Annotated in this window: 14 protein-coding genes; 3 read left to right on the top strand and 11 right to left on the bottom strand. The window is 50.0% G+C overall.

What is annotated here, in order from left to right; all coding sequences use genetic code 11:
* The 10 genes from HOK28_15200 to HOK28_15155 all read right to left on the bottom strand — a co-directional run.
* Positions 1 to 1,689, bottom strand: a 1,689-nt coding sequence (locus HOK28_15200) for a hypothetical protein (protein MBT6434444.1), incomplete at its 3' end; no start/stop codon positions are given.
* Positions 1,690 to 1,700: 11 nt separating this feature from the next.
* Positions 1,701 to 2,186, bottom strand: a complete 486-nt coding sequence (locus tag HOK28_15195; protein ID MBT6434443.1) for a MarR family transcriptional regulator — start codon at positions 2,184 to 2,186, stop codon at positions 1,701 to 1,703.
* Positions 2,187 to 2,269: 83 nt separating this feature from the next.
* Positions 2,270 to 4,048: a thiamine pyrophosphate-binding protein gene (locus tag HOK28_15190; GenBank protein MBT6434442.1), complete on the bottom strand. Its 1,779-nt coding sequence runs from the start codon at positions 4,046 to 4,048 to the stop codon at positions 2,270 to 2,272.
* Positions 4,049 to 4,060: 12 nt separating this feature from the next.
* Positions 4,061 to 5,062: a 3-oxoacyl-ACP synthase gene (locus HOK28_15185; GenBank protein ID MBT6434441.1), complete on the bottom strand. Its 1,002-nt coding sequence runs from the start codon at positions 5,060 to 5,062 to the stop codon at positions 4,061 to 4,063.
* The gene (locus tag HOK28_15180) at positions 5,059 to 5,703 is read right to left on the bottom strand and encodes an SRPBCC family protein (protein MBT6434440.1); all 645 of its coding nucleotides are present in this window, start codon (positions 5,701 to 5,703) and stop codon (positions 5,059 to 5,061) included. Before HOK28_15180 ends, HOK28_15185 begins: the two co-directional genes overlap by 4 nt.
* Before the next feature lie 587 nt (positions 5,704 to 6,290).
* On the bottom strand, positions 6,291 to 7,421 hold the full coding sequence (locus HOK28_15175) for a response regulator (protein ID MBT6434439.1): 1,131 nt from the start codon (positions 7,419 to 7,421) through the stop codon (positions 6,291 to 6,293).
* 55 nt (positions 7,422 to 7,476) lie between these two features.
* Entirely contained in the window at positions 7,477 to 8,415 is a 939-nt protein-coding gene (locus HOK28_15170; GenBank protein ID MBT6434438.1) for a sterol desaturase family protein, read from the bottom strand.
* The gene (locus tag HOK28_15165) at positions 8,415 to 10,733 is read right to left on the bottom strand and encodes a TonB-dependent receptor (protein MBT6434437.1); all 2,319 of its coding nucleotides are present in this window, start codon (positions 10,731 to 10,733) and stop codon (positions 8,415 to 8,417) included. The genes HOK28_15170 and HOK28_15165 overlap by 1 nt, the downstream gene beginning before the upstream one ends.
* Positions 10,734 to 10,749: 16 nt before the next feature.
* A complete protein-coding gene (locus tag HOK28_15160; GenBank protein ID MBT6434436.1) occupies positions 10,750 to 12,066 on the bottom strand; it encodes an imelysin family protein in 1,317 nt (438 codons plus the stop codon).
* Between the two features lie 95 nt (positions 12,067 to 12,161).
* Entirely contained in the window at positions 12,162 to 13,829 is a 1,668-nt protein-coding gene (locus HOK28_15155) for a DUF4856 domain-containing protein (protein MBT6434435.1), read from the bottom strand.
* A 365-nt stretch (positions 13,830 to 14,194) separates the two neighbouring features.
* On the opposite strand from HOK28_15155, the gene rraA reads away from it, so the two are divergent.
* Positions 14,195 to 14,686: a ribonuclease E activity regulator RraA gene (gene rraA, locus HOK28_15150; protein MBT6434434.1), complete on the top strand. Its 492-nt coding sequence runs from the start codon at positions 14,195 to 14,197 to the stop codon at positions 14,684 to 14,686.
* Here rraA and HOK28_15145 read toward each other — a convergent pair.
* Positions 14,675 to 16,534, bottom strand: coding sequence for an OmpA family protein (locus HOK28_15145; protein ID MBT6434433.1), 1,860 nt, complete (start codon positions 16,532 to 16,534; stop codon positions 14,675 to 14,677). The two genes, rraA and HOK28_15145, sit on opposite strands and share 12 nt — an antisense overlap.
* Positions 16,535 to 16,658: 124 nt before the next feature.
* Between HOK28_15145 and HOK28_15140 the strand changes: the two genes are divergently transcribed.
* Together HOK28_15140 and HOK28_15135 are read left to right on the top strand one after the other, a co-directional pair.
* On the top strand, positions 16,659 to 18,761 hold the full coding sequence (locus HOK28_15140) for an Ig-like domain-containing protein (GenBank protein MBT6434432.1): 2,103 nt from the start codon (positions 16,659 to 16,661) through the stop codon (positions 18,759 to 18,761).
* 2 nt (positions 18,762 to 18,763) lie between these two features.
* Positions 18,764 to 21,883 (top strand): hypothetical protein (locus HOK28_15135; GenBank protein ID MBT6434431.1); only part of this gene is annotated, 3,120 nt, incomplete at its 3' end.

Genomic DNA, 21,883 nt, shown 5'->3' with positions numbered 1-21,883 from the left:
TACGTAGCTCTGGCAGTTTTGGAGAAAGCGCCCCAGGTCGATGGGGGTTAAGTCGTACGTCTTACGCCCAGCTTGAATTTTTTGAAAGTCGAGTAACTGGTTGACCAGCTTTAAAAGTCTTCGTGCGTTTTTAACCGCTGTTTGGACATTCGAATTGTTGATGTCCGACCGGAGCTGCTCTTCGAGTGGTCCAAGAATGAGAGTCAGAGGGGTTCGAAGCTCGTGAGAGATGCTCTGAAAGAATGACGTTTTTTGTTGATCAATTTTTAGAAGTTGCCGGTTTGCTTCTTCCAGATCTTGCTGCGCTGCTAGGGCTACTTGAGTTGCCTCTTGAGCTTCAAGTGTTTTGCTCTCAAGCTCAGAGGTTCGCTGGTCAACTTCGGATTGTAAGTTTTCACTGAGGTGCTCAGCTTGGGCGTGAGCGATGGCGTTACGCTTCGAGAGGATAACGCTTTGGGCGAAGAAAAATCCCAAGAGACCAAACGGTGTGAGGATAAGATTACCGTTCCAAAGTTGTTGGGCGGACAACACGTCGTGCAGGGTGCCGGCCAACATCGCAAAGAATCCACCGAGTACCCATCCCGCGCCCAGACGTTTCGCGAGTGTTGCGCGAACCAGAAAATAAACAACAGGCAGGCCCACGATACCGATGAGAATTAGAAATGCGGGTGTGAGCTCGGAACCTTGGGCTGGTCCCATGATGAGGTTAAGACCTACAAGGATGAGGCAAATCGCCCAAACGATTTTTGAGAACCATTTGGGGAACTCGTCAGGGAAGAGGTGTGAAACGAAGGTCACGAAGAGGCCGGTGCCGAAGTATGCCCCGATAGACATCATAAATAGTTCTAGAAGGAAGTTGAATTCCGTGGGCTCATGTAGCCAGATAATCGTAAGCCAATGCCGGTAGGAAATAGACTGAATGAACATGACCGCGCAAAATAACGAGAAGAGAAGGCTGGCACGGTCTTGGCGTCTTAGTAAGAAAAGCCCGAAGTGATAGAAAGCCATCATGAAGATGAAACCGAGAACGAGCATCGATAAGAAGCTCATGCCATCGAACCAACGGTTGAGTGTGACGTGGTTGTGGATGCTTACTGCCGGATAAAAAATGCCCCCAAGCCAAAAATGATGGTTGACCACTTGAATGACTAAAAATGCCGAATCACCTCTGGTAGTGGGTAATTTAGCCATCTCCGGTGACCATTGAGGGATCGGTTTTTCAAGGTTAAGAATGCCGCGCTGGCTAATCAATTCGATGTCTTCTGCCTGCGAGCCTGTAATCCACCAGGCTTTAAAGGTGGTTGCGATAGGGGGAAGGACCATCCCCAGAGGTTCATCAGCAGGGAGGTGACTGAGACCTGTGACTTTTACGATGTAGGTAGCGTGCCCATGGGTTGCCGGCTTAACACCATCACTGGTGGTTAAGGTGTTCCAGCCTCCGGGAACACGAATCGTGGGTGCAGTAGAAAATCGAGTGGGTGCTGTCTCTGGGCTGACCAGTTCGTTCCAGAAGAATCCCCACTCGCCGTTCAAGCCCAGGGCGCCATCGCGACTTGGATCCCAGTTTTGAACATCAATGGTTCCTTCAACGACAGACGGGGCTGCGGCTTTCACTTCGGCCTGAAAGCCCAAATGAACACAGATGACCCACAAGAAGGATAGCCAGAATGTGAATGGTGCTCGCCGCACTTCGTCTCCTGCTATTCTGTTTTGGTCTCATGGGTCGTTGACTCTTTGATGCCGTGATAATGAAGAAGCTTATCTAAGAGGTCATTGAGTTTAGACTGGAGTTGGCCCAGTTCATCTCTATCCAATTCAGCACTGCAGACTAGCTCGTCGGGAATGTCGACCGCAAGCTTTTGAAGATCTCGCCCGGCTTGTGTGAGATGATTTTCGACTGTTCGGTCATCCTCTTTACGTCGGTTGCGGGTCAGCAACCCTTGTTTTTCAAGCCGCTTGAGCAGGGGAGTTAGAGTACCGGAGTCGAGGTAGAGACGCTCTCCAAGTTCACGCACGGTTCTGGCATCGGTTTCCCACAACACCATCATAACAAGGTACTGGGGGTAAGTGAGGCCAAGTGAAGCGAGAAGGGGCCTGTAGGCCTGCATGACGAGACGAGATGCCGCGTAGATAGGAAAGCAGATTTGATTGTTTAGGTGTAAGACCTCAAAGTCTTTGTCATCCATAGTGGTCGCCCCTACCTTGATTCTATCGGTTTCACCACCCTTGGGAAGAACAATTGCCTCTAATAGCCGTTTTTTTTGAGTTTTCAAGCTGCATCTTCTAGCGCAAGCTTCGCCTCTTTATTAAGCGGCGTGGGTACCACGTAAGTTTCGGCTCCCTTGTCGAGGAATGGAGTAAACGGAGGTACTTCTTCGTAGGGAAGATGTAATTCCAAAACGCCTGGTCCTTGAGCAAACCCTTGATGGTACTCTTCAAGTAGAGCACTGAGTTCGTCTTGAGTTGAGGCTTGTCCCGTCCAAAGGCTTTGTTCTGGACCAAGCCCGCGTGCAATGCTCTCAACATTGAGTTGACCGTAATCCGTGCAGGTTTTGCGACCTTCAAAGAAAATTTCTTGGCGGGTTACACACATGCCATGTTTTTGATTGTTAAACACTACGAACAAGATCGGCAGTCCAAGTTCCACAGCCGTGTGGATCTCAAAACCAAGCATTAAAAACGCTCCATCGCCGCATAGAACCATGCTGCGAGTATCCTTTTGACCCAGCTGTGCTCCGCAAGCAGCGGCAATGGCATAACCCATTCCGCCCATGCCAAGTGCTATCGTCGTCGAGGCATTCTCTGGAATCTTCAGATGGTGCATGCTTGTCGCTGCGCAGTTACCTGCGTCGAAGAGAACATTGCCATTTTCGGGCAGGTAATCTTGAATGAGTGAAATAGCCTGACTTTGCAAAAGAGCAGACTCAGGTACGGCTTCTTCAGTTTCCGCATCCGCGAATTGAGGAACGAAACGACGCAGGAGGTAGTCGTCGGGTTTTCCGTGATGGAAGCTGTGCTTGTAGAACAGATCTCTCATGTGACGGAAAACTTCTCCCGCATCACTTTGAATGACTTGTGCGTTCGGCACTGCACCTTTAATTTCAAATGGGTCTAAGTTGACGCCAATGACCTTTGAGTGCGTGAGGCATTTCTCAAGAGGACCACGAGTCATGATGTTGAGACCTGTACCAACAGCTATCAGAAGGTCGGTTTCCTCATTGAGATAATGGTGGGCCGAGGGATGGCCGGCGACACCGACAGCACCTAAAAAGAGCTCATGCTCATGGGGAAAAGCACCGGTGTTGCCCATGGTTGTAACCACAGGGATTCCAGCTTCCATGGCAAACTGAATAACGTGCTCTGGAGAGTTGCATCGCGAAACGCCGGTGCCAATCATCATGACAGGATTCTTCGCGTTACGGATGGTTTCGAGAAAGTCCTTCAGCTCTGAGGCTTCAACTGTGAACTCGGGTGCCATCAGTTCATGGAGATTGGTTGGGAAATCTTCTGGTCGCGGACCGACCTCTAAATCGTAGATGTCACGTGGGAAGAGTAAGACCGATGGTCCACGTCTTCCTGATAGACTTTGACGAACGGCATTCTCAAGGTGACTCCAAAAAAGATTGGGGTCATCTACGCGGGCTGTATACTTGCTCATGCTTTGCCACATCGCGGTCGCATGAACCGTACGGCCCAGCCCGGATGAGTCTTGAAATCCTCCACGACCATCAAAGTTCGTTGCGGTTTGACCAACGAGTGCCAAAACAGGAACCGACTCGGCGTAGGATTCTGCGATTCCTACAGCCAAGTTCATCATGCCCCCACCTGAAGTGGAACAGCATACGCCAAGCGTACCGTGCACTCTAGCTCTGGCATCAGCCATGAACGCGGCGCCAACTTCGCTTTTGGTGAGGACTGCTTCAAGCTTACCATCGCCAAGGCGATGAACAGAGTCATGAAGGTGCTCAATATTCGCCCCGCTTACACCAAAAATGTATTCGAGGTTCCAGTCTCTCAAGGTCGTTACAAGTGCATCTACTAGTTTCATAATTTTTACTTCTTAATTTTGGTCAAATTGAACAACAGCGGCAGCAGCGTAGTCGCCTGCATGCGAGAATCCACCCAGCGCGAGGTATCCACCCTCGGGGCTTCTGGCTTCATCATTCATTGCGCGTTCAATATTGATTGGGATGGCTGCACCAAAAAGGTTGCCATGTTCTTCGTAGCTCTCAACCTGCTTTTCTTTCGGGAGGAGCAATGCTTCTCGCCAATTGCGAAGAAAGATAGGGTTTGGCTGATTGGTAATCATTGTATCAACATCTTCAGATTTGATACCGGCCTGCTTTAATGCGTCGTACATGACCTCGGGTACCAACCGGTTTCCGCGGGCAACGATGCTGCCGATTCGGTCTTCCGAGAAATCGATGTAGAGGGACTGCTCGCGAGGGTCCCACCAATTTTCACCTTTTTCATTGGTAACCTGCATATCGTCAGCGTAGGCGCCAAAGTTTTTCGAAATGATACTCTTAATCGGGTTTTTACCATCCTTAACCAAAAGCCCTACGCCGCAGCCGTCACCGGGGATTGCAGATTGGGGACGCTTGCGATTGTCGGGATGATTAAAGACTCGGCCTGCCGCATTTTGCACGTTGCAGATCAGTGCTGTCTTAGCTTCGCCATCTGCCATCAGCTTTTGTGCAATCTCCATCATGTAGATGAAAGAGACGCAGCCCGTGTTGTGGACGTCTAGAATCCATTTGGGCTTTAGGCCCAGCTTATGTGCGACAGAGGCACCACTGCCGGTAAATGGGATATCCAGACAAGTTACGTTTGTAAGAAGAATATCGACATCTTTACTAAGGTCACGGCCTGTTTGGTCGGCAAGCTTTGTAACAGCCTTCTCGATCATGTTTACGGATGTATCCTCGGCCGAGACATGGCGTCGCTCGCGAGCTCCTTTAAACATCGGGTGAGATGATTTTTCACCGTCAGAAAAGAAACTGTTATCGATGACTGTTTCTGGAAGATAGCTTGCAGTTGCTTCTAAACCTACGTGACTCATGCCGCTTCTCCAGGAATGGATTCAGGGCAGATAGGTAGGTTGTTGGCATGACGGTATTCCAAAATGCTTTTTAAATTTTGCATTTCCACGTGGTGACCAGCGTAGAAAAACGGCCACATATCACCGACCCAAACCTTACGGTCAGCGGGTGCCGCTTCTGGGAATGGATTCGCGTCGTAGTAGGGATGTCGGCAGTTGGTCCAAAGAATGACTGAACCAGGCTTATTAAACACGACCTGTGCATCGATGACGCGCATCAAGTAGATCATCCAAAGCTTATCGCCCTGATCCCAGGCGCAGTGGTAGTCTACGGTCATGGCTTCAGCATTCACGGTTGTGCGGGTGTAAATTTCTGTTTCGCCACCAATGCGGTCAAGAGACATAACCAATCCGGTCTCGTCCATCTCGCCGAAGTTGCGCATGCTGTAGGTCCACTCAGCCAAGTTGTATGGGTTGGACAAATACTTGAAGGCTTCTTCTGGTGGGCAGTCCACGTATTCTTCGAGGGTGCAGTATTTTCCGTAAATTTGGTCGTGGGGATAAACGGCGTGAGTCTTGTCCATGCAGAATCCCTGCATGTCGTCCTTCGTAAAATTTTCAAAACGTCGGACGTTCTCGATGGTGTTGATGTCTACTGACATTGCGCGCTCCTTTTGGGGTTCTCTGGGGATTGAGATGAAACGGGTCTACCGAACGGATGGCTGATGGTCAATTGTATTGTGCACAACTAAATTGAGGAAAGTTAGTTTGCCTTCAATTTAAAATGAGGTGAAATTTAAATAAATGAATAAAAACAGTAAATTATGAGTTTAGTCTTAAATGATCAGAAAAATCGCGAACAAATTTATTGTCGGTATCTGTAATCAGATGTAGTCAAGAGACCTTCAAGTTAAGCAAGGAAACCAAGGAAAAATAAGACTTTGAAAATCCATACGAACGTTTTTTAGGCATTTTAGTAGAATTAGAACCCATCGAACTCGAATCTTCTGGACAATCCAAGCCTAAAACTGTCAGACCGAATTGTTAGCTGCGCGGCACAGAGTGGTTCTGTGTTTCAATAAAAGTTGTAAGTGAAGAATAATGATAAAAAATAAAATCGATACAAGAATTGCCAGAAAAGTTCGACCTCGCACCGACCGTGAAAAGTTGGGAGAGAGTAAGAAACCCCCAATCAAAATGAGTGTTCATCCAGTGGTTCGAAAAGCCGCTGCGAAATAACACCCCTGGGCTAGCCCAGTTCATTTTCCATCGTGACAACTGCGTCTTTTACGGATGGAAAGAACGGTATCTGACGAGTTTGGTCAAAGTGGCGGAGTTTATCTTTAAGCTCGCTAGAGCCGGCCAAAGCAAAAGCCAGCCCTAAATCTTTGGCAGCGCGCTGAGCTGATACAATGCAATTGAGCAGTGATGCTGGATGCGGTGCATTGTCGAAGCAAAGTACGACGTAGTCGAAGTGTTGGTCTTCGATGTGCTTGATGCCGTCTTCTAATTGCTTGAGCAGTTCTGTACGGTAGTTCTCTGTGAGCTCTTGGCCAGGCAGGCCAGTCTCTACTTTGAGAACGAAGTCATCAACGGTGCATAGTTTTCTATGTTCAAGGTTCGAGCTAAAGAGCCTATTGAGTTGCTCGCGGTCCAGCGGCAGTTTCAAATACCCATCATAACCATTTTTTACGGCCTGATGGCCGGGTTCGTTCTCGTTACCGTCAAAGATGACGTAAAGGGGCGTTTCGGTTTGTATGTCTCTTGAGATCACAGCGATTCGATTAAGTGCTTTGCCGGCGGTTTGCGCATCAACGATTATACTTCCGAATTCAGCGACTTCGAATGTGGCATCCAGTGTGTTTCGATCTGGGCATTGCTCAACGCTCACGTTGCCGGGAACCAGTGCTTCAAGCATTTGATTCACCTCGAGTTTGTCGGAGTAGAGAAGGCAAAGGTGATAATCACCTTGGTCCTCACCCTCATCTTCAAATGTTCCCTCGGGCTCGTTGAAGTGCAGCTCTTTGCTTACTTTTTCGCATAGGTTTTCAGGCGTGGTTGGTTTTACGACCATTTCGCGCACGCCAAACTGCATGCATTCTGCCAAGGCCTGGGTTTGGGTGACGCCCGTGATTAAGATAACCGGGGTTTCGTTCTTCATCTGGCGCAGGTGAGACAGAAATCTCGGGCCATTCATCTCTGGCATGACCATATCAAGAAGAATTAAGTGGACGGTGTCGGCTGCGAGAAATTTTATCGCGTCTGTGCCACCTTCCGCCTCGAAAACTTGGTAGCCGACTTTTTCGAGAATATCCCTAAATACTTTTCGGATATTTCGGCTGTCGTCAACGATGAGTATTTTGTAATCGCTGCAATGCATGGATCAAACGATAACCCGCGTGACCACTGAGGGCAAAAGATGTGAGCGGAAGTTTTTATCGAGTCTTGAGCAACTGGGCAAAAGGAGCCCATAAAGCACTTAGGAGACCATGACTTGGCGTTGGACTCGAAGGGCCCAGCCCGAATTCAAGGTTTTTCTCAGAGCCAGCTTCCAACCATGACCGACCCAGTTTGTCCCACAAGCTCAAGTATGTGCCAAAATTCTTGTTGTAGTGTTCGGCTTTTACGCTGTGGTGAATTTGGTGTTGAGCTGGACTAAGAAAAATATTTTCAAGCGCCGTGCCGTAGGAGAGCCAGACGTGGGAGTGACGCAAGTTGGAACCAAATGCGTTGAAGACCAGTCCGATAGCGTTTACGCCCAGAATGTCGTAGCCGTTGAGCGCCGTGCCGAAGAGCCAAATGAATATTCCCGTCACCAAACCGGTGGACAGGCTCCGTCGAAGGCCGAAAAGTAAACTCTCAAATGGGTGCACTCGGTAAACTGTAAATGGGTTGAGCACAGTGGCACTGTGATGAATTTGGTGGAAGTTCCAGAGAGCCGGAACAGCGTGCATCAGGCGGTGGAGGAGGTAACGGCTTAAGTCTCCGAAAATGAAGAGTGCTGCGGTGTAGCTGGTTGTCGTGACGGTTCTCGATAGGTTCAAGTCGGGAGCGGTGACGGTCCAGTCCAGAATGGTTGAGAACAAGGCGGCAACAGCAGCCATTGGTAATAAGGCTGAAGCGTTGAAGAAAACCTTAATGACGCCATTGGTCACAGACATTTGGTAATCGAGGAAGGCTGATTTGCTTAGCCATACGTTGCGACCAAAAAGGTATTTGAGAAAGCTGCGTGATGGGGATTTCGATTTTTTGTAGACCCAGAGAGCAAGTAAGGTGGCGGTTAAGAGCCATGGCCAGAAAACCCTTTTATCGGGGCTGGCTAGATACTCTAGCGGCGTAACAAGCGCGCTAAGTATTTGCTCCACCGAGGTCATTACATCTCCACTTTGAGTCCTGCAAACATACGCATTGGCTTACCGGGCCGGGTTCCGTAGGGACGATGCGAGACAATGTATTTTTCACGCGTCACGTTGTCTATTTTACCATAAATGGCAAGGCTTTCTGTTAGACGATAGCTGCCTGCTAGATCAACCACAAAGTGGGCATCTGTAGTTAGGACGTTATCCAGGGGACCTTGGCCGGGCTCGTCGCGCATGGCGCTTTGATACTTACCGGCGATTGTTAGGTTGAAATCTGGATGACTCAGCCCAACAGATACTTGCGCTTGATGCACCGGCAGGTAGGGAATGTAGTCACCTTCTTCTGCGCCGCCGTAGAGTGGGTCTGCGTTTTCAGTAGGCTCCACAAAACGTGCGTCGGTGAAGGTATACGCAACGTTGAAGGGCATGGTTAAGCTGAAGGGAAGGTCTGCGTGGATGGTACCCAGCAATTCCAGGCCACCAATATTGGCAGAACCCGTATTGAATTGTAGGTCGGCATTGGCAGCAGTGGCTCCACCAGACATACCCGATTGGCCAACCAAGTTTGAGTAGTCATTGAAAAACCCGGTCGCTTCAATTCTAAACCAAGTGTGCTCGTAACTGGCTCCAGCCTCATATTGCATACTTTTACCAGGGCTTGTTCCCTCTGATTGCCCCGGTGACACGGGGCTAAAGCCTTGGTGAACACCCAGCTTCAAATTGAGGTGGTCGATGATTTCATAGTTTATACCGAGCCCGGGTAGAGCAATGATGTTATCAGTTTTTCCAAATGTCTCCGCGAGGCGGTCTACTCGGCTGTTACGAATCCACTCTACACGAAACCCGGGGTTTACGGTGAGTCGTTTCCAGCGAATTTCATCATAGAGATAGAGAGCTAAAGCATCGGCTTGGTCTGTATTTTGGGTGTAGGGGTGGTCTTCCATATTCACTGACTGGAGTTCACCACTTTGCATGGCATACGGGGTTTCAATCTGATTCCGTGTAACCGTGTCATAATGGTAACGAAGGCCAAATCGAATATCTTGTTCAACCTCTCCAAGTAGGAGCTGAACATGCCCGGCGAGTTGAACGCCTTGCGATAAAAAATTGCGCTTATTGGTTCCCATGAGAAGGAGGTCTGAATTCTCCCATGGGTTGCCAGGAGTCGCGAGGTCGATGTTTCCTGTATCCGTGTCTCCGCGAAGGACATCCATGTAGCCAGGGTAATCATCAGGCCGTGAGAGGATTTGAGAGAGCTGTAGGCTACGGGTTCCATAATTTGCATCGCCCGGAACAAGCATACGGTTTGGTCCCCAGAATGCATTGAGCTTTCGCCAGGTGCGGTTGAAATCGTGTCTGTATACGGTCAGCTTGAACTGCATCGATTCATCAACTTCAAGAGTATAATCGATTTGAACCTGGGTCCGTTTCCACCTCATCGTATCGTCGTAACTTGCTCTGTATCGTCGAAACGGTTTCTCTAAAAAGTCATCCATGCTGAGTCCAAGATAAGTCTCGTGTGATGTTTCATCACCATAGCCTAGTTTGAGGTCGACTTGGTGGTAGAACTCACCGCCAGGATCTGAGTTCCAGCGGCCTTTGAGCATGACATCGTTGCGACTGAAGCCTGAATCTCCACCACCATCGATTTTTTTAAAGCCGTCTGTTTCAATATGAACGGCTTCGGCGAGCCATCCCCATTGGAGACCACTTTGGCCAGCCAGAGCATGAAGTTTCCCAAAAGTGTCTTGACCCAGCTCCAGATCAATTTTCATGACGCGCTCTTGGGGAATTTGCGCCGTAAACATATTAATCGCTCCCCCAAGCGTGTTGGGGCCATAGGGAATAATGGCCGGTCCCTTAAAAATCTCAATGGATTCCATGCGTGTAGAAAGAGGAAAGTAGTAGGCCGCAGGTGCAGAATAAGGTGCGGGCCCTAAGAGCACGCTGTCTTCCATAAGGACCACTTTCTTAGATCGGTCGGAAGAAACTCCGCGCATTCCAATATTGGGGCGAAGACCGAAGCCATCTTCTTCTCTGAAGTAAACACCAGGCACGGCAGCAAGAATTCGATGAATATCATTGTATTCGAATGTCTCTAGGGCAGCTTTGTCCAGTTTGAAACCAGCCTTAAAGTCTACGGTAACCCGCTCTTGGACGGTTGCCGTAACTTCCATGGTTTCGATATCTGAATTCTCTTCCGATACTTCAGTGTTTGATTGCTCGTCGCCAATCTCGGTTTCTTCTTCATCTGCGAGGGCTAATGGATCTTGAAGAAGAATAGCGAGTCCCAAAAAGAGACTCGCTATTGGCTTAGGACTTATTGGTCGCATGGTGCACATTATCCGATCAGTCAGCATCTCCGGATGCTTCAAGAGGGAGTTGAAGTTCGAGGACTTCAACAAATCGCGTCTTTAAATCGTCCGTGAAATTTTTAAGCGTATAGTACGTATTGCAAATAGGGTCATTACCCGCTTCGCATTCTTCACGGGTTAGAGTCAGGGCAGCTTCGTAAAGCGTCCCGTCCATTTCTTTTGCAGCTTGGATAGCTTGTTCAAGGTTTTGCCCCATAGTGTCGGCGATGTCACTGGGGTCTTTTTCACGAAGGAAATCGTCGAAGCCTGGAGCATCCTCACCAGGTGCTGCCCCGAGAAATAGTTTTTGAGCCGCTTCCAGGTTGGCAATGATGTTTTCTTTTGACACGCGGCTAAAGCGTGCTTCTACATCGTTTGGACATGAGACATTCTGACACCCGAGAATGCCGGCTGGTTTGGCCAGTTTAAAATCTTTGACATCTTTCTCAACATAAAAGAGTGCGTCAGACAGGTCATTGAGTGCTTCTTCTGTGGTGACATAGAGGCTGCCAGGTTGTCCGGCAGTGGCGAAGTCATTCACGAAATTACCTGAATTGGGTTTCCAGGCATTGTGAAGTTCAATGGCTCGGTCATGAATATTGGTAGCGACCGCGTGTACATATTCAGCCCGCTTTTGCTGCAGGTCTTCTTGTGAGACCTGATTCCAGGTTCCCTGGGAATTGATAGGGACCAAAGGAGGGCACGTGTTGTCTGCTTCATGGTAAAATAGAAGATATTCCGCTGCATCAAGGCCATAAACATTCGTGAGTTCTTGGTCGAAGAAATCGGTATTAGTATAAGCAGCTTCCAAAATTTCCTGGTCTACACGGCAGCTGTTGACGGTTGGCCACGAGTAGATTTCATTTCGCAGTCCCATGGCCCCAACAGCCAATTCTAGTGCCTGTCGAGATGCGGAAGGTCCAACCTGATAGACTTCTGCTTGTTGCCAAACAATCATGGTTGAAGACCAGGTTGTTCGTGCCTGGGCTAGAGAGTCCACCGCGTCGTTACCCACTTCGAGATCTGTGAGGTAAGCATCAAGGCTGGTAACCAGTTCGTTGGCTGCGGTTTCAAATGCGGCGTAGGTTGGCAAAATGATTTCATGCCCAACGTGGTGTAGGAGGTCATTGGGGGAGAAGTTGCTGGTTGTTGATGGGTCGCTGCCATCAGATGTATCTGTAGGATCGCAAGGATCACTTGCACTTACAGGATCGTCGTTTGCGTGGTCCTCGGAGGCATCGCCGCACGCAAAGGTCAGCCCGAATAGGGCAAGGCATAGAGCCAAGCGTGGTGTAAGTGCCTTAAAGTACATCAGAAATTCCTCTTTTCGAAAGCAAGAGAGCCGGCATCACCCGATTTGAATGGGTTGGCGCCGGCTGAACTATCTATTGTCCATTTGACGCTGAATTACCAGCCTTGGACGTTCACATCTGCAAATCCATAAGCATCCTTGAGGAGCGAACGAGCAGAGGTCAAAGACATGGAATATCCCATACCGCTGGTGCCATCCGATGAACTGGCCAGAACCGGTGCATCCCCCACACGTCGGTGGAATCTGGTGAAGGCTGTCTCTTCTGGATTCCACGTACCTGTTTGGTTTGCTAGGCATTCTTCTTCAGTTACGTCAGCTTCAATCGCGTGCATGCCGTTACGGTTGTAACAGTACGCGGCGAGAACTTCGTGAAGAGGAGAGTTTGGATTGAACTGAAGACCCAGTGCGAATCCTTTCAGTTCTGACCAATGCTTAGCATGGTTGTAGAAGCTGTAGTCGTCAGAGCCGTGAGCAGCCATGTCGGCCAAAACATCGTTAATGTAGTGAACAACGGTTGCAGCAATCGCTTTTTCCCAAGTTTTGATGACCGTATCGATATGACCATCGAGAGCAGCAATTTCACCATCTGTTAATTCACCGTCAGCTTCGGCAATAACTTGTCGACCCGCTACGAATGCATCAAAGATGTCAGCAGTGAAGTCTGTTGCGGCTTCACCATTGTCCTTGGTTCCACGGTCACGCTTTGCTGCATTTTGAGAGTGGCCAAAGTTATACTCGCTCTTGAAGCTGATGGTCCCATTACCGTCGGCATCATTGTATTTTTGCCAGTCTTCACGACCACCCTTACCGGCGATTTCGTCGTCGGTGAACCGGTCGTAATGACGAGCAGCACCGAAATAACCGTAACCCTCGTCATACTTGTGTTCCATTGCTGTATAACCCACAGTTGGTAGGCCAGCATCATCCTTCTTGTAGGCTTCTGTGTTGTCAGCTGGGTCACCATCATTGAGTGTACCTGTTAGCTTGTAGAGGTAATCGCCGGTTCCTTGTGAGAAGAATACCGCCATGCCCATGAACTTTTGAACCATTTGCTTATAATCAACGCCATCAGCATCAACATAGAGGGTAGTGATGGTATTGCCATCAGGATCCTGTGGGCCATTGCCCGCAGTGTGAGCGAGAGCGAGTTCTTCAATCCTCGCGAACATGGATTCAACCATTGCATTTGGTGAGCTAGGAGCTGCATCTGCGCCCATCAGCAGGTTACCAGCTTCATCACGTGTCCACGTTGGAAGTGGCGTGCTCCAGCCACCGAAAGTCGTTACATCCCAACCAGTGGAGTCGACACCAGCCATTTTGTCCTGAAGCTTTTTCCCCGTAGAGATGTCTTCGAGGTTGGCTTCAGCACCAGGTGTGGTCGTTGTGGTCAAAGGAAGGTTGGTCACAACGTCGCTGTCAAAGCGGTAGTAGCTGTCGAGTAGGTCGATGACCTGGCCAGCAACAAAGGTGGTGTTCACATCCATCGCGCCGATGGTGTTGGTTACTTCATTAAGAAGAAGATGACGTGCAACCTGACCGGTGTACGATACGCTGCTTTCGCCGGCAAAGTCTTCAATATTACTTTTATAGGAGTAAGCAGGGGCATCAGCAGCATCGCTTGCATCAGAGGCATCACTTGCATCCGCAGCATCCGCAGCATCCGTGTGAGCTTCATGGTTATCATGATCGTCGCCACCACAGGCAACAAGAGTAAAAGAAAGGCCGAGAGCAATCAGAATGCTCCAGTTTTTCAATGTTTTCATCTTGTGTAACTCCACATTAAGCCATTACTAAATCGATGTTGAGAATCGTTATCATTATCAAGTTCAATATAGGGCTACAAATTTGAAGTCAATGCCCGATGTTGATGCGGCTTGGTTGTGTGAAAATCAGGTGATCGTTTTGGGGGCTCCATTGAGCTGTTTACCCACGGTGGATTCCTTAAGTGTTTAATAATAATATGTTTTCTTTGGACGTTGGCATGAGGGGCGGCTGGTCACTGGTTTTACTTTTTAACCGGCTAATAAAAATTAATGGTTCTCTAGGGTTTAAACTTTGTTCTAGAGCGGCTGGATTTGCCGATTTGGAGCGGGTACACCAAACGACTTCAACCTCTGGAGAAGCAACGATGGCAGACGCATATACATTTCAGACCGCCGATATCTCAGATGAAAACCCCGAGCAGACCGTGGTCGCCGAATCGATGTTTCGAGGCTTTGGGAAGCGAAAAAGCTTCTCGGGCCCCATGGCGACTCTGAAGCTCTTCGAAGACAACACTTTGGTACGTGAAGTTTTAAGTGAGTCAGGCGAGGGCCGGGTACTGGTCGTGGATGGCGGCGGCTCGAAGCGCTGTGCACTGGTTGGAGACCGCATTGCCGAACTCGCCCGAGACAATGGCTGGGCCGGCATTTTAGTCTACGGCAGTATTCGAGACTCGATGGTTATTGATGGTATCGACATTGGCGTTTATGCGCTGGGAACCAGTCCTAAAAAGAGCATCAAGCAAGGCCGCGGTGATAAAGAGATTGCCGTTACTTTTGCCGGCGCAACATTTACACCAGGGCACTATATATACGTTGATGGTGATGGCGTGTTGGTGTCGCCCACCTCACTGCTTTGATAGTGGATGAGCCTTCGGCTTAGCTTGCGTGTTGGGGCCCGGTTTTTCCAACCGGATGATTTGAAATTCAACACGCCGGTTTCGAGCTCTTCCTCGGTTGCTTTGATTGTCTGCGCGGGGCTGATCCCATGCCTTGCCAAGCGCTTCGATGCGTCCGGACGGGACGCCAAGTTTAACCAAAAGGTGTTTCATCCAGTCGGCTCGTCGTTGGGCGAGCTTTTCATTTAATTTTCGTGAGCCCAGTTTGTCGGTGTGTCCCAAGATTCGCAACGTCTTAATCTCTTTATGATTTTTTAAGAGCTGGGCCAGTTGTTCTAAAACAGCACGGGCTTTAGGTTGAAGCCTCGCTCGGCCGCGTTCAAAAAAGACGACTTTATCGAGCTTCACCTCGATTTGGTCACCCTCTACAACCAGAGTTTCTTCCCCTTCGTCGGGGCACCCATCATCGTCTTCATTGCCGTTAATAATTTCAGCTTCATTGGGGCACTTGTCGTCTGCATCAAGGAGCCCGTCTTTGTCGTTATCGGGTTCCGGGCATCCATCCTCGTCTTCAAACTCATCCATGTCCTCAGGTGCCAAGGTGCATTGGTCGTCTACGTCGAGAATTTCATCGCCGTCGTTATCAAGGTCTGGGCAGCCATCTGTGTCTTCGAAGCTGTCTTTGTCTTCAGGCTCGTTGAGGCACTGGTCTTCGGTATCAACTACCCCGTCTTCGTCATTGTCTAGATCTGGGCACCCGTCTTCATCTTGAAACCCGTCTTTATCTTCAGGCTCGCCGGGGCAAGGGTCGCTCGAATCGACAATGCCGTCGCCGTCGTTATCTGGATCTGGGCAGCCGTCCTCATCTTCGTAGCCGTCGATATCTTCGGGGTCATTGGGGCAAGTATCTTGTGGGTTGTTGAGACCATCGCGGTCATCGTCGACCAGGGAGTCATTGCTGTAACCGAAACCCAAAGCCACTCGATACTCAGGGCTCCCCAGTCCGTGGAGTGCGCCTAAACCAAGCATTGCCTTAAATTCGAGTTCGGGCAGTACCTTGTAACCCAGTGCTGCGAGATACTCTCCATACACTTCTGACGAGTTCTGAAAGGGAGCAGTTGCCAAGGTTGCCATATTGAACTCTACGCTGGTCCGCCATGCTTCGGTGGGTTGCCACGCAGCAGATATTGCAAACGAAAGGTGGTCATCTTGTACCAGGCCGTAAATGTCGTTGGCGGGTAATACTTGGTAGCCAAGTCTTGCTCCTGTGTGCCACGCGCCCCATTGCCCATCCAGCAGGATGTCTAAACCAGCGGTGATAGCTTCATGACTCATCCAAGCGTTGGTTTGCCCTGAAGGAAACGTGAGGACGCCGCGGGCGCTTATTCCGACCAAGTTCTCTTCGCGAGCCAAAAGGCCTACATGGGTAACAAGGGTGGTATCTTGTAATCCCGCTGAGGCAGTTTGACCCATTTTCCTCCCCGGGAAACGTCCAAGCTGATCTAGAGTGAAGGCTTGAATAAGCGCAACATCTACACGTTCAAACAGGCCCATTGAGAGGCTCACTGCACCCTCCGCGCGGTGGGCAACCAAGCTGCGGTAGCGTTCGCCGGTCTCCGTATTGGCAATAATCAGAGGCCGCGAGAAGTAATGAATTTGGCCCTGAAAATAAAGCTCCATATGGCGCAAGAGGGCGGTATCCGTTGGTGTTAAAAGACTTTTTCCGCTTGGATCCCACTGATACCGGCTAACTTGAATTCGGGCATTATCGGCATCTTCTGTGATGGCATGCCCTGCGCCAGGGTTCAGAGTAACCATTAGGCTGATCATCGCCAGTTGGAGGAGGAAAATTCCTTTATGATGGAGCATCGTTTTCTTCACGGCCCCTATAAACCATGACTTTAGCAATTGGACAAATCAGTGTTTAAACAGCTTTGCGTGAATCAGCGCACAAGGGTATGAAGCTTTCATTCTTGGCAAAGGAAAAGGCAGGATGAACTTTCACATCACTTACCTGAAAATCGCTCTGATTGGCTTGATTCTCTCGGCCCACATGGCTTGTTCTTCCAGCGAAGAGACGCCGGATGAGCAGTGCGCGCAGAATGAAGTTTGGGTCAACGAGACCTGTCTACAAACCTGTGAGTCGGATGCGAATTGCGCAGCGGGGGTTTGTGATGGGGGTTACTGTACCGACGCAACGAGGCCAGCTCTTGTTGAGACTTTACCGGCTCAGTCGGCAACCGGTATCGCAGTTACATCAGATATCACCCTGAGTTTCTCTGAACCCATGAACACACCCGATGAATCCGAGTTCTCTCTCTTGCTTGGCGAGCAAGAGGTGGCCGTCGTACTCAGTCTTAACGATGCATCAACACAATTTACCGTAACTCCAGAGATGCCTCTTTCTCAAGGTTCAACTTATACGCTTCAAGTTGCTGAGACCTTGGAGAGTCAAGCTGGGATTTCCTTGGGCCAACCTTTATCACTCAGCTTCAGCACGGTGGAGCCACTTGAAGTCACGGGTGTTACCCCGGCTGATGGGGCAACAGAGATTGCTCTCTTGCCGCGTATTACGCTCAGCTTTTCGAAAAACGTACGGGTTGAGTCTTTGAGCGGCGTAACCTTAACGTTGGCGCAGGGCGGCGAGCCTCTCGCGCTGAGTTTGCAACCGTCTTCCGATTCTTCGAAGTGGATTGCGCTGCCATCAGCAGTCTTGGAGAAGAGCGAGCAGTATGTGTTGGCTATCAGCACCGAAGTCACAGGAGAGGACGGCGGCGTGCTTGAAGAGGTCTTTTCCGTTGCTTTTACGACGGGGAACTTCATCGATGCGACCGCGCCAGCTCTTGTCTTTGATTTGATACCCGAATTGGTCGGGCCAAATCAGTTAGACGAAAGTGGAGAACTGGTTTTAGGCGGCGAGGTGACGGATGCAGAGACCGCGGTGGCTTGGCTCTCTGCTTCGTTGCGTATTGGTGAAGAATTGTTCGATTTAGGTGTGCTCGAAACCTGGGAGGGCAATCATTTCGAGTTTACTTGGTCACCGGATTCCGCGTCTCAAGAGATTGACGCGATGGCTGAGCTTTCGGTCCAAGCGGTGGATGTTGCCGGTAACATCTCAGAAAACACCATGGCGATTGAGCTTGATTTTGTTGCACCCGCTCCACCCGCACCGCTGGAAATGCCAGCGTCGTCTTGGAAATTTGCAACACTGCCTCTAACATTCACGACCGAGCTTTTTGGGAGCGTGCTCCTACGTGTTGGAGAAGATGAGGCTGAACGCTTGGTGGCTGATGAAGCGGGTGAGGTATTTCGGTTATTCAATCTGCCGTCTCAAAATGAGACCTTAACCATAGAGGCCAGTGCGGTGGATTCAGTTGGAAACGTCTCAGCCACCATTTGGCAACATACCGTAACACGGGTGCCTTACTCGTGTTTGCACGCCAGTGGCCAGTTTCCTGCGCCTGAAGCCGTATACGATGAGAGTGTTTTTAATGATAATGGTGAAGGCCGGGTGACTGTGCGTTACCGGTTAGACCCAGATGTTGCTGAGGACACAGTATTGCATGCTCAGTTGTCAACGCAGAACTTTGTGTCGACGCCGTACTTGTCATTGCTGCTCTTTCCTCGGGTCTTGGGGCTCTTGAAATTCAACGACGCACTTTTACACCCGTGTGCAGAGCTTGTTTCTGCAAACTTAGCTTTCTATAGCCGCTCTGTATGTGCCGAGTGTGAGGTGAGCGAGACCTTGGGGTTTTATGGAATGAATACACCGTGGGATGCATCGCAAGTGACTTGGCAGGAGGCCTCCATTGGCACAGCTTGGGGGGAGCCTGGATTATCCACTGACGACCGAGATGAAATCGCAACCGCACTGATGGTTTATTCAAGTGAGCAAGACACAGATTTGGGCCGCGTTGACTTAACCGCTTTAGTCCAGGACTGGGTTGAATATATGAGAGACCCCCAAACGGGTCGGCCGAATCATGGGTTAGCCTTTTTTCAGGAAGATGCCTTGAGGGCTGATTTTCACAGTGTGGATGCGAGCAGCCCAGAGCAGGTACCTTATCTCGAACTCGTTTGGATGGAGCAGCCTTAGCCATGCGTCTATGGTTTTACAAAATCGGTGTTGTGCTTTTCGTTGTTGCTCTCGCGACCTCGGTGCAAGCAGCGGACGCCGATAACGATACACTCGATGATAGTTGGGAGCTGACCTATTTTGGCTCCACACTGCTTTATGGCCCCAGTGATGATCCCGACGATGATGGACTTGATAACAGTGCAGAGCAATCGTTAGCGACCGCTCCGAATAACGCAGACAGTGATGCTGACGGTTTGACCGATGGCCTTGAAGTCACCGCCGAACTTGACCCTTTGAATCCTGATGTTGACGGAGACGGGTTGTGCGATGGACCAGGCAGTACTGCTATTTGTGTTGCGGGTGAAGATTTAAATGCCGACGGTGTGATTAACCCCGGTGAGAGCGATCCGAACCGCCGTGATTCAGATGGTGGTTTAAGTTCCGATTACGTTGAAGTTATTGTGGATGGAACTGACCCTTTAAATGGTGAGGATGATCTCTATGACAGCGATGGTGACGGCATTCCTGACCGATTAGAATGGGTGGGTACGTTTACCGATAGCTTTTTACCTGATTCAGATTTCGATGGCCTATGTGATGGCCCTGGAACGGTTGAGGGCCAGTGTGTCGCAGGCGAAGACACCAATGGCAACGGATTCCAGGACCCAGGCGAAAGTGATCCCAGTCATTTTGATTCCGACCTAGATGGATTGTGTGATGGTCCAGGCACTTCATTTATTGCTCTCGACTGTGTCGGAGATGAATCTGCACTGGGTACAGATTTGCTAGTTGTTGATTCAGATAATGATGGATTAAGTGATTTAAGCGAATACGGCCTAACGCATGATGTGGACGGAAACATCGTAGCTACGTGCCCGAGTCCATTAGACCCAGATTGCGACTGGGATGGATTGCTCGATGGCATCGAAATTGTTGAAACAGCGTCTGGCTTTGTGGAGAGAAGCGATCCTTGCCTACAGGACACCAATGGCGATGGCATCCTCGATTTTTCATTCTACTACGACACAAGAGAGGCCGTCTTGGATACCGATGGCGATGGTCTCAGCGACTTCTTCGAAAATACGTTTGGGCTTGATTTTGGTCAGGTTCAGATTCTTCTCAATGATATTGCTGATCCGCTGATTCGAGCTCAGATGCAGGAGCGTTATGAGACTCATCTGCCGGCGCAGCATCTGGCCTGGGTTCATTACCCCGGAACTTTTATGAACCCGCTTCTGGCCGACACCGATGGCGATGGCTTATCCGATAGTGAAGAACTTTTTGGGACGAATATTGGAGATTCCGCCCAATACTACCGTTCCAATCCAGCTGATATGGATACGGATGATGACGGTGTACCGGATGCTGATGAATATGTCGGCAGTTGGAGTCATCCACTTTTAGTAGATACCGATAATGATGGTTTAAGCGACGCGCTTGAAAAAGGTTACACCAACGAGGCTGTTGCTGAACTCAACGCTGATTTACCGCCGGGTGTAGCGGGTACGCTTAACTACCAAGAGCTTGTTTTAGATTCTGACTCATCTACGACGAGCGATTCGAACGAACCCGACACAGATTCCGACGGGTTACTCGATGGCGTTGAGGACGCGAACGCCAACGGCTTAGTGGATCTCGGTGAAACGGACCCTAACTTAGCCGATACCGATGGCGATGGAATACGTGACGACTGGGAGTGGACTTACTTTAATCTATGCGCTCAAGGTTTAGGCCCCCAGCCCACTGTGGCGGATGCTGATTTTGATGGTGACGAAGATGGGTTGGGAAATATTACTGAAAGCAGTGGAGGTACGAGCCCCTGCGATTTTGACTCTGACGACGACGGACTCTGTGATGGTGCTCTGACCATCGGAGACTGTGCTGGTAACGAGCAGAGCGCAGGAACAGGTGCAGCAGACTTCGATAGCGATGATGACGGAATCGGTGACGGTGTAGAGTTTTTAAGTGAGTGTTTAAACCCGCTGAACGCTGATGTTGACGGTGATGGTTTAAGCGATGGTGTAGAAGACCAAAACCTCGACGGCAACGTTGAGGCAGGCGTTGAAACGGATCCGTGCTTAAGCGACACCGATGGCGATGGCTTGGGAGATGGAGTTGAATTGGGCCAGCGTTCGCAGGCTTGTGAAGAGAACACGGCGGCTCTTTTGACCAACCCTTTATTGGCGGACACCGATGGCGATGGACTCTGTGACGGGCCGGGTGTGGGAGATGGCATCTGTATCGGGAGCGAAGACGCCAACGGGGATGGCTGCTTGGCACCTTCGGAAACCTCAGGACGAGATGCCGATACCGACCGCGATGGTCTCTGTGATGGGCCTATTGTGGTTACCGATGGGCTTAGCTGCAGCGGGGGTGAAGATCTTGACGGCAATGGCAGCGTTGAACCGAATGAAACCGATCCCTTGAACCGAGATACCGACGGCGATCATCTATTGGATGGATGCCCTGAATCGATGGCGATGAGTTTGTGTGAGGACCAGAACAATAACGGCGTCGTTGATGAACTGGAAACCGATCCGCGTTTATCTGACACCGATGGCGGCGGAATCGGCGATGATGAAGAAGTGCTTCGTTTGGATACAGATCCACGCGACCGTTGTGATGACTTATTGGATGCTGATGGAGATACCATAGATGACCGCATCGAAGAGCTTTTGGGTTACGATTTAAACTCAGCCGATTCCGATGGCGACACCATTTCAGACGTTGATGAGTCGCTGAGCATCAGTGATGCTTTTGGCTGCGCTTCCTATGATTCAACGGATACTGATGGGGATGGAGTGGTGGATGCGCTCGATACAGACTCCGATGATGATGGGTTACTGGATTCGATAGAGGCCGGTGATGCAGATCTGGAAACCCCGCCGGTTAATACAGATGCTACGTTTAGTGGTGACCGGGCTGATGAGGTTGCCGATTTTAGAGATTTGGACTCCGATGGCGGCGGCTTTGGTGATAAGCTGGAAACAGAGCAAGGTACGAACCCTCTGGACCCTCTTGACGATGGCCGCGGAGAGATTGAATTGGGTGCTGAGATTCGCGGCGGCGGATGTGCTGCCATTTCCTCTCCATCTCTGCTAGGGTTGTTGTTCCTTCTGGGTTGGATCAGGCGTAGGAAT

This window comes from Deltaproteobacteria bacterium (assembly GCA_018668695.1).
Lineage (GTDB): Bacteria > Myxococcota > XYA12-FULL-58-9 > XYA12-FULL-58-9 > JABJBS01 > JABJBS01.
This window is presented reverse-complemented; position numbering and strand designations above follow the sequence as displayed.

Bases quoted from the DNA above. Each gene is read 5' to 3' on its own strand.
- HOK28_15195 (MBT6434443.1), bottom strand. From the start codon at position 2,186: ATGGATGACAAAGACTTTGAGGTCTTACACCTAAACAATCAAATCTGC.
- HOK28_15190 (MBT6434442.1), bottom strand. From the start codon at position 4,048: ATGAAACTAGTAGATGCACTTGTAACGACCTTGAGAGACTGGAACCTC.
- HOK28_15185 (MBT6434441.1), bottom strand. From the start codon at position 5,062: ATGAGTCACGTAGGTTTAGAAGCAACTGCAAGCTATCTTCCAGAAACA.
- HOK28_15180 (MBT6434440.1), bottom strand. From the start codon at position 5,703: ATGTCAGTAGACATCAACACCATCGAGAACGTCCGACGTTTTGAAAAT.
- HOK28_15175 (MBT6434439.1), bottom strand. From the start codon at position 7,421: ATGCATTGCAGCGATTACAAAATACTCATCGTTGACGACAGCCGAAAT.
- HOK28_15170 (MBT6434438.1), bottom strand. From the start codon at position 8,415: ATGACCTCGGTGGAGCAAATACTTAGCGCGCTTGTTACGCCGCTAGAG.
- HOK28_15165 (MBT6434437.1), bottom strand. From the start codon at position 10,733: ATGCGACCAATAAGTCCTAAGCCAATAGCGAGTCTCTTTTTGGGACTC.
- HOK28_15160 (MBT6434436.1), bottom strand. From the start codon at position 12,066: ATGTACTTTAAGGCACTTACACCACGCTTGGCTCTATGCCTTGCCCTA.
- HOK28_15155 (MBT6434435.1), bottom strand. From the start codon at position 13,829: ATGAAAACATTGAAAAACTGGAGCATTCTGATTGCTCTCGGCCTTTCT.
- rraA (MBT6434434.1), top strand. From the start codon at position 14,195: ATGGCAGACGCATATACATTTCAGACCGCCGATATCTCAGATGAAAAC.
- HOK28_15145 (MBT6434433.1), bottom strand. From the start codon at position 16,534: ATGCTCCATCATAAAGGAATTTTCCTCCTCCAACTGGCGATGATCAGC.
- HOK28_15140 (MBT6434432.1), top strand. From the start codon at position 16,659: ATGAACTTTCACATCACTTACCTGAAAATCGCTCTGATTGGCTTGATT.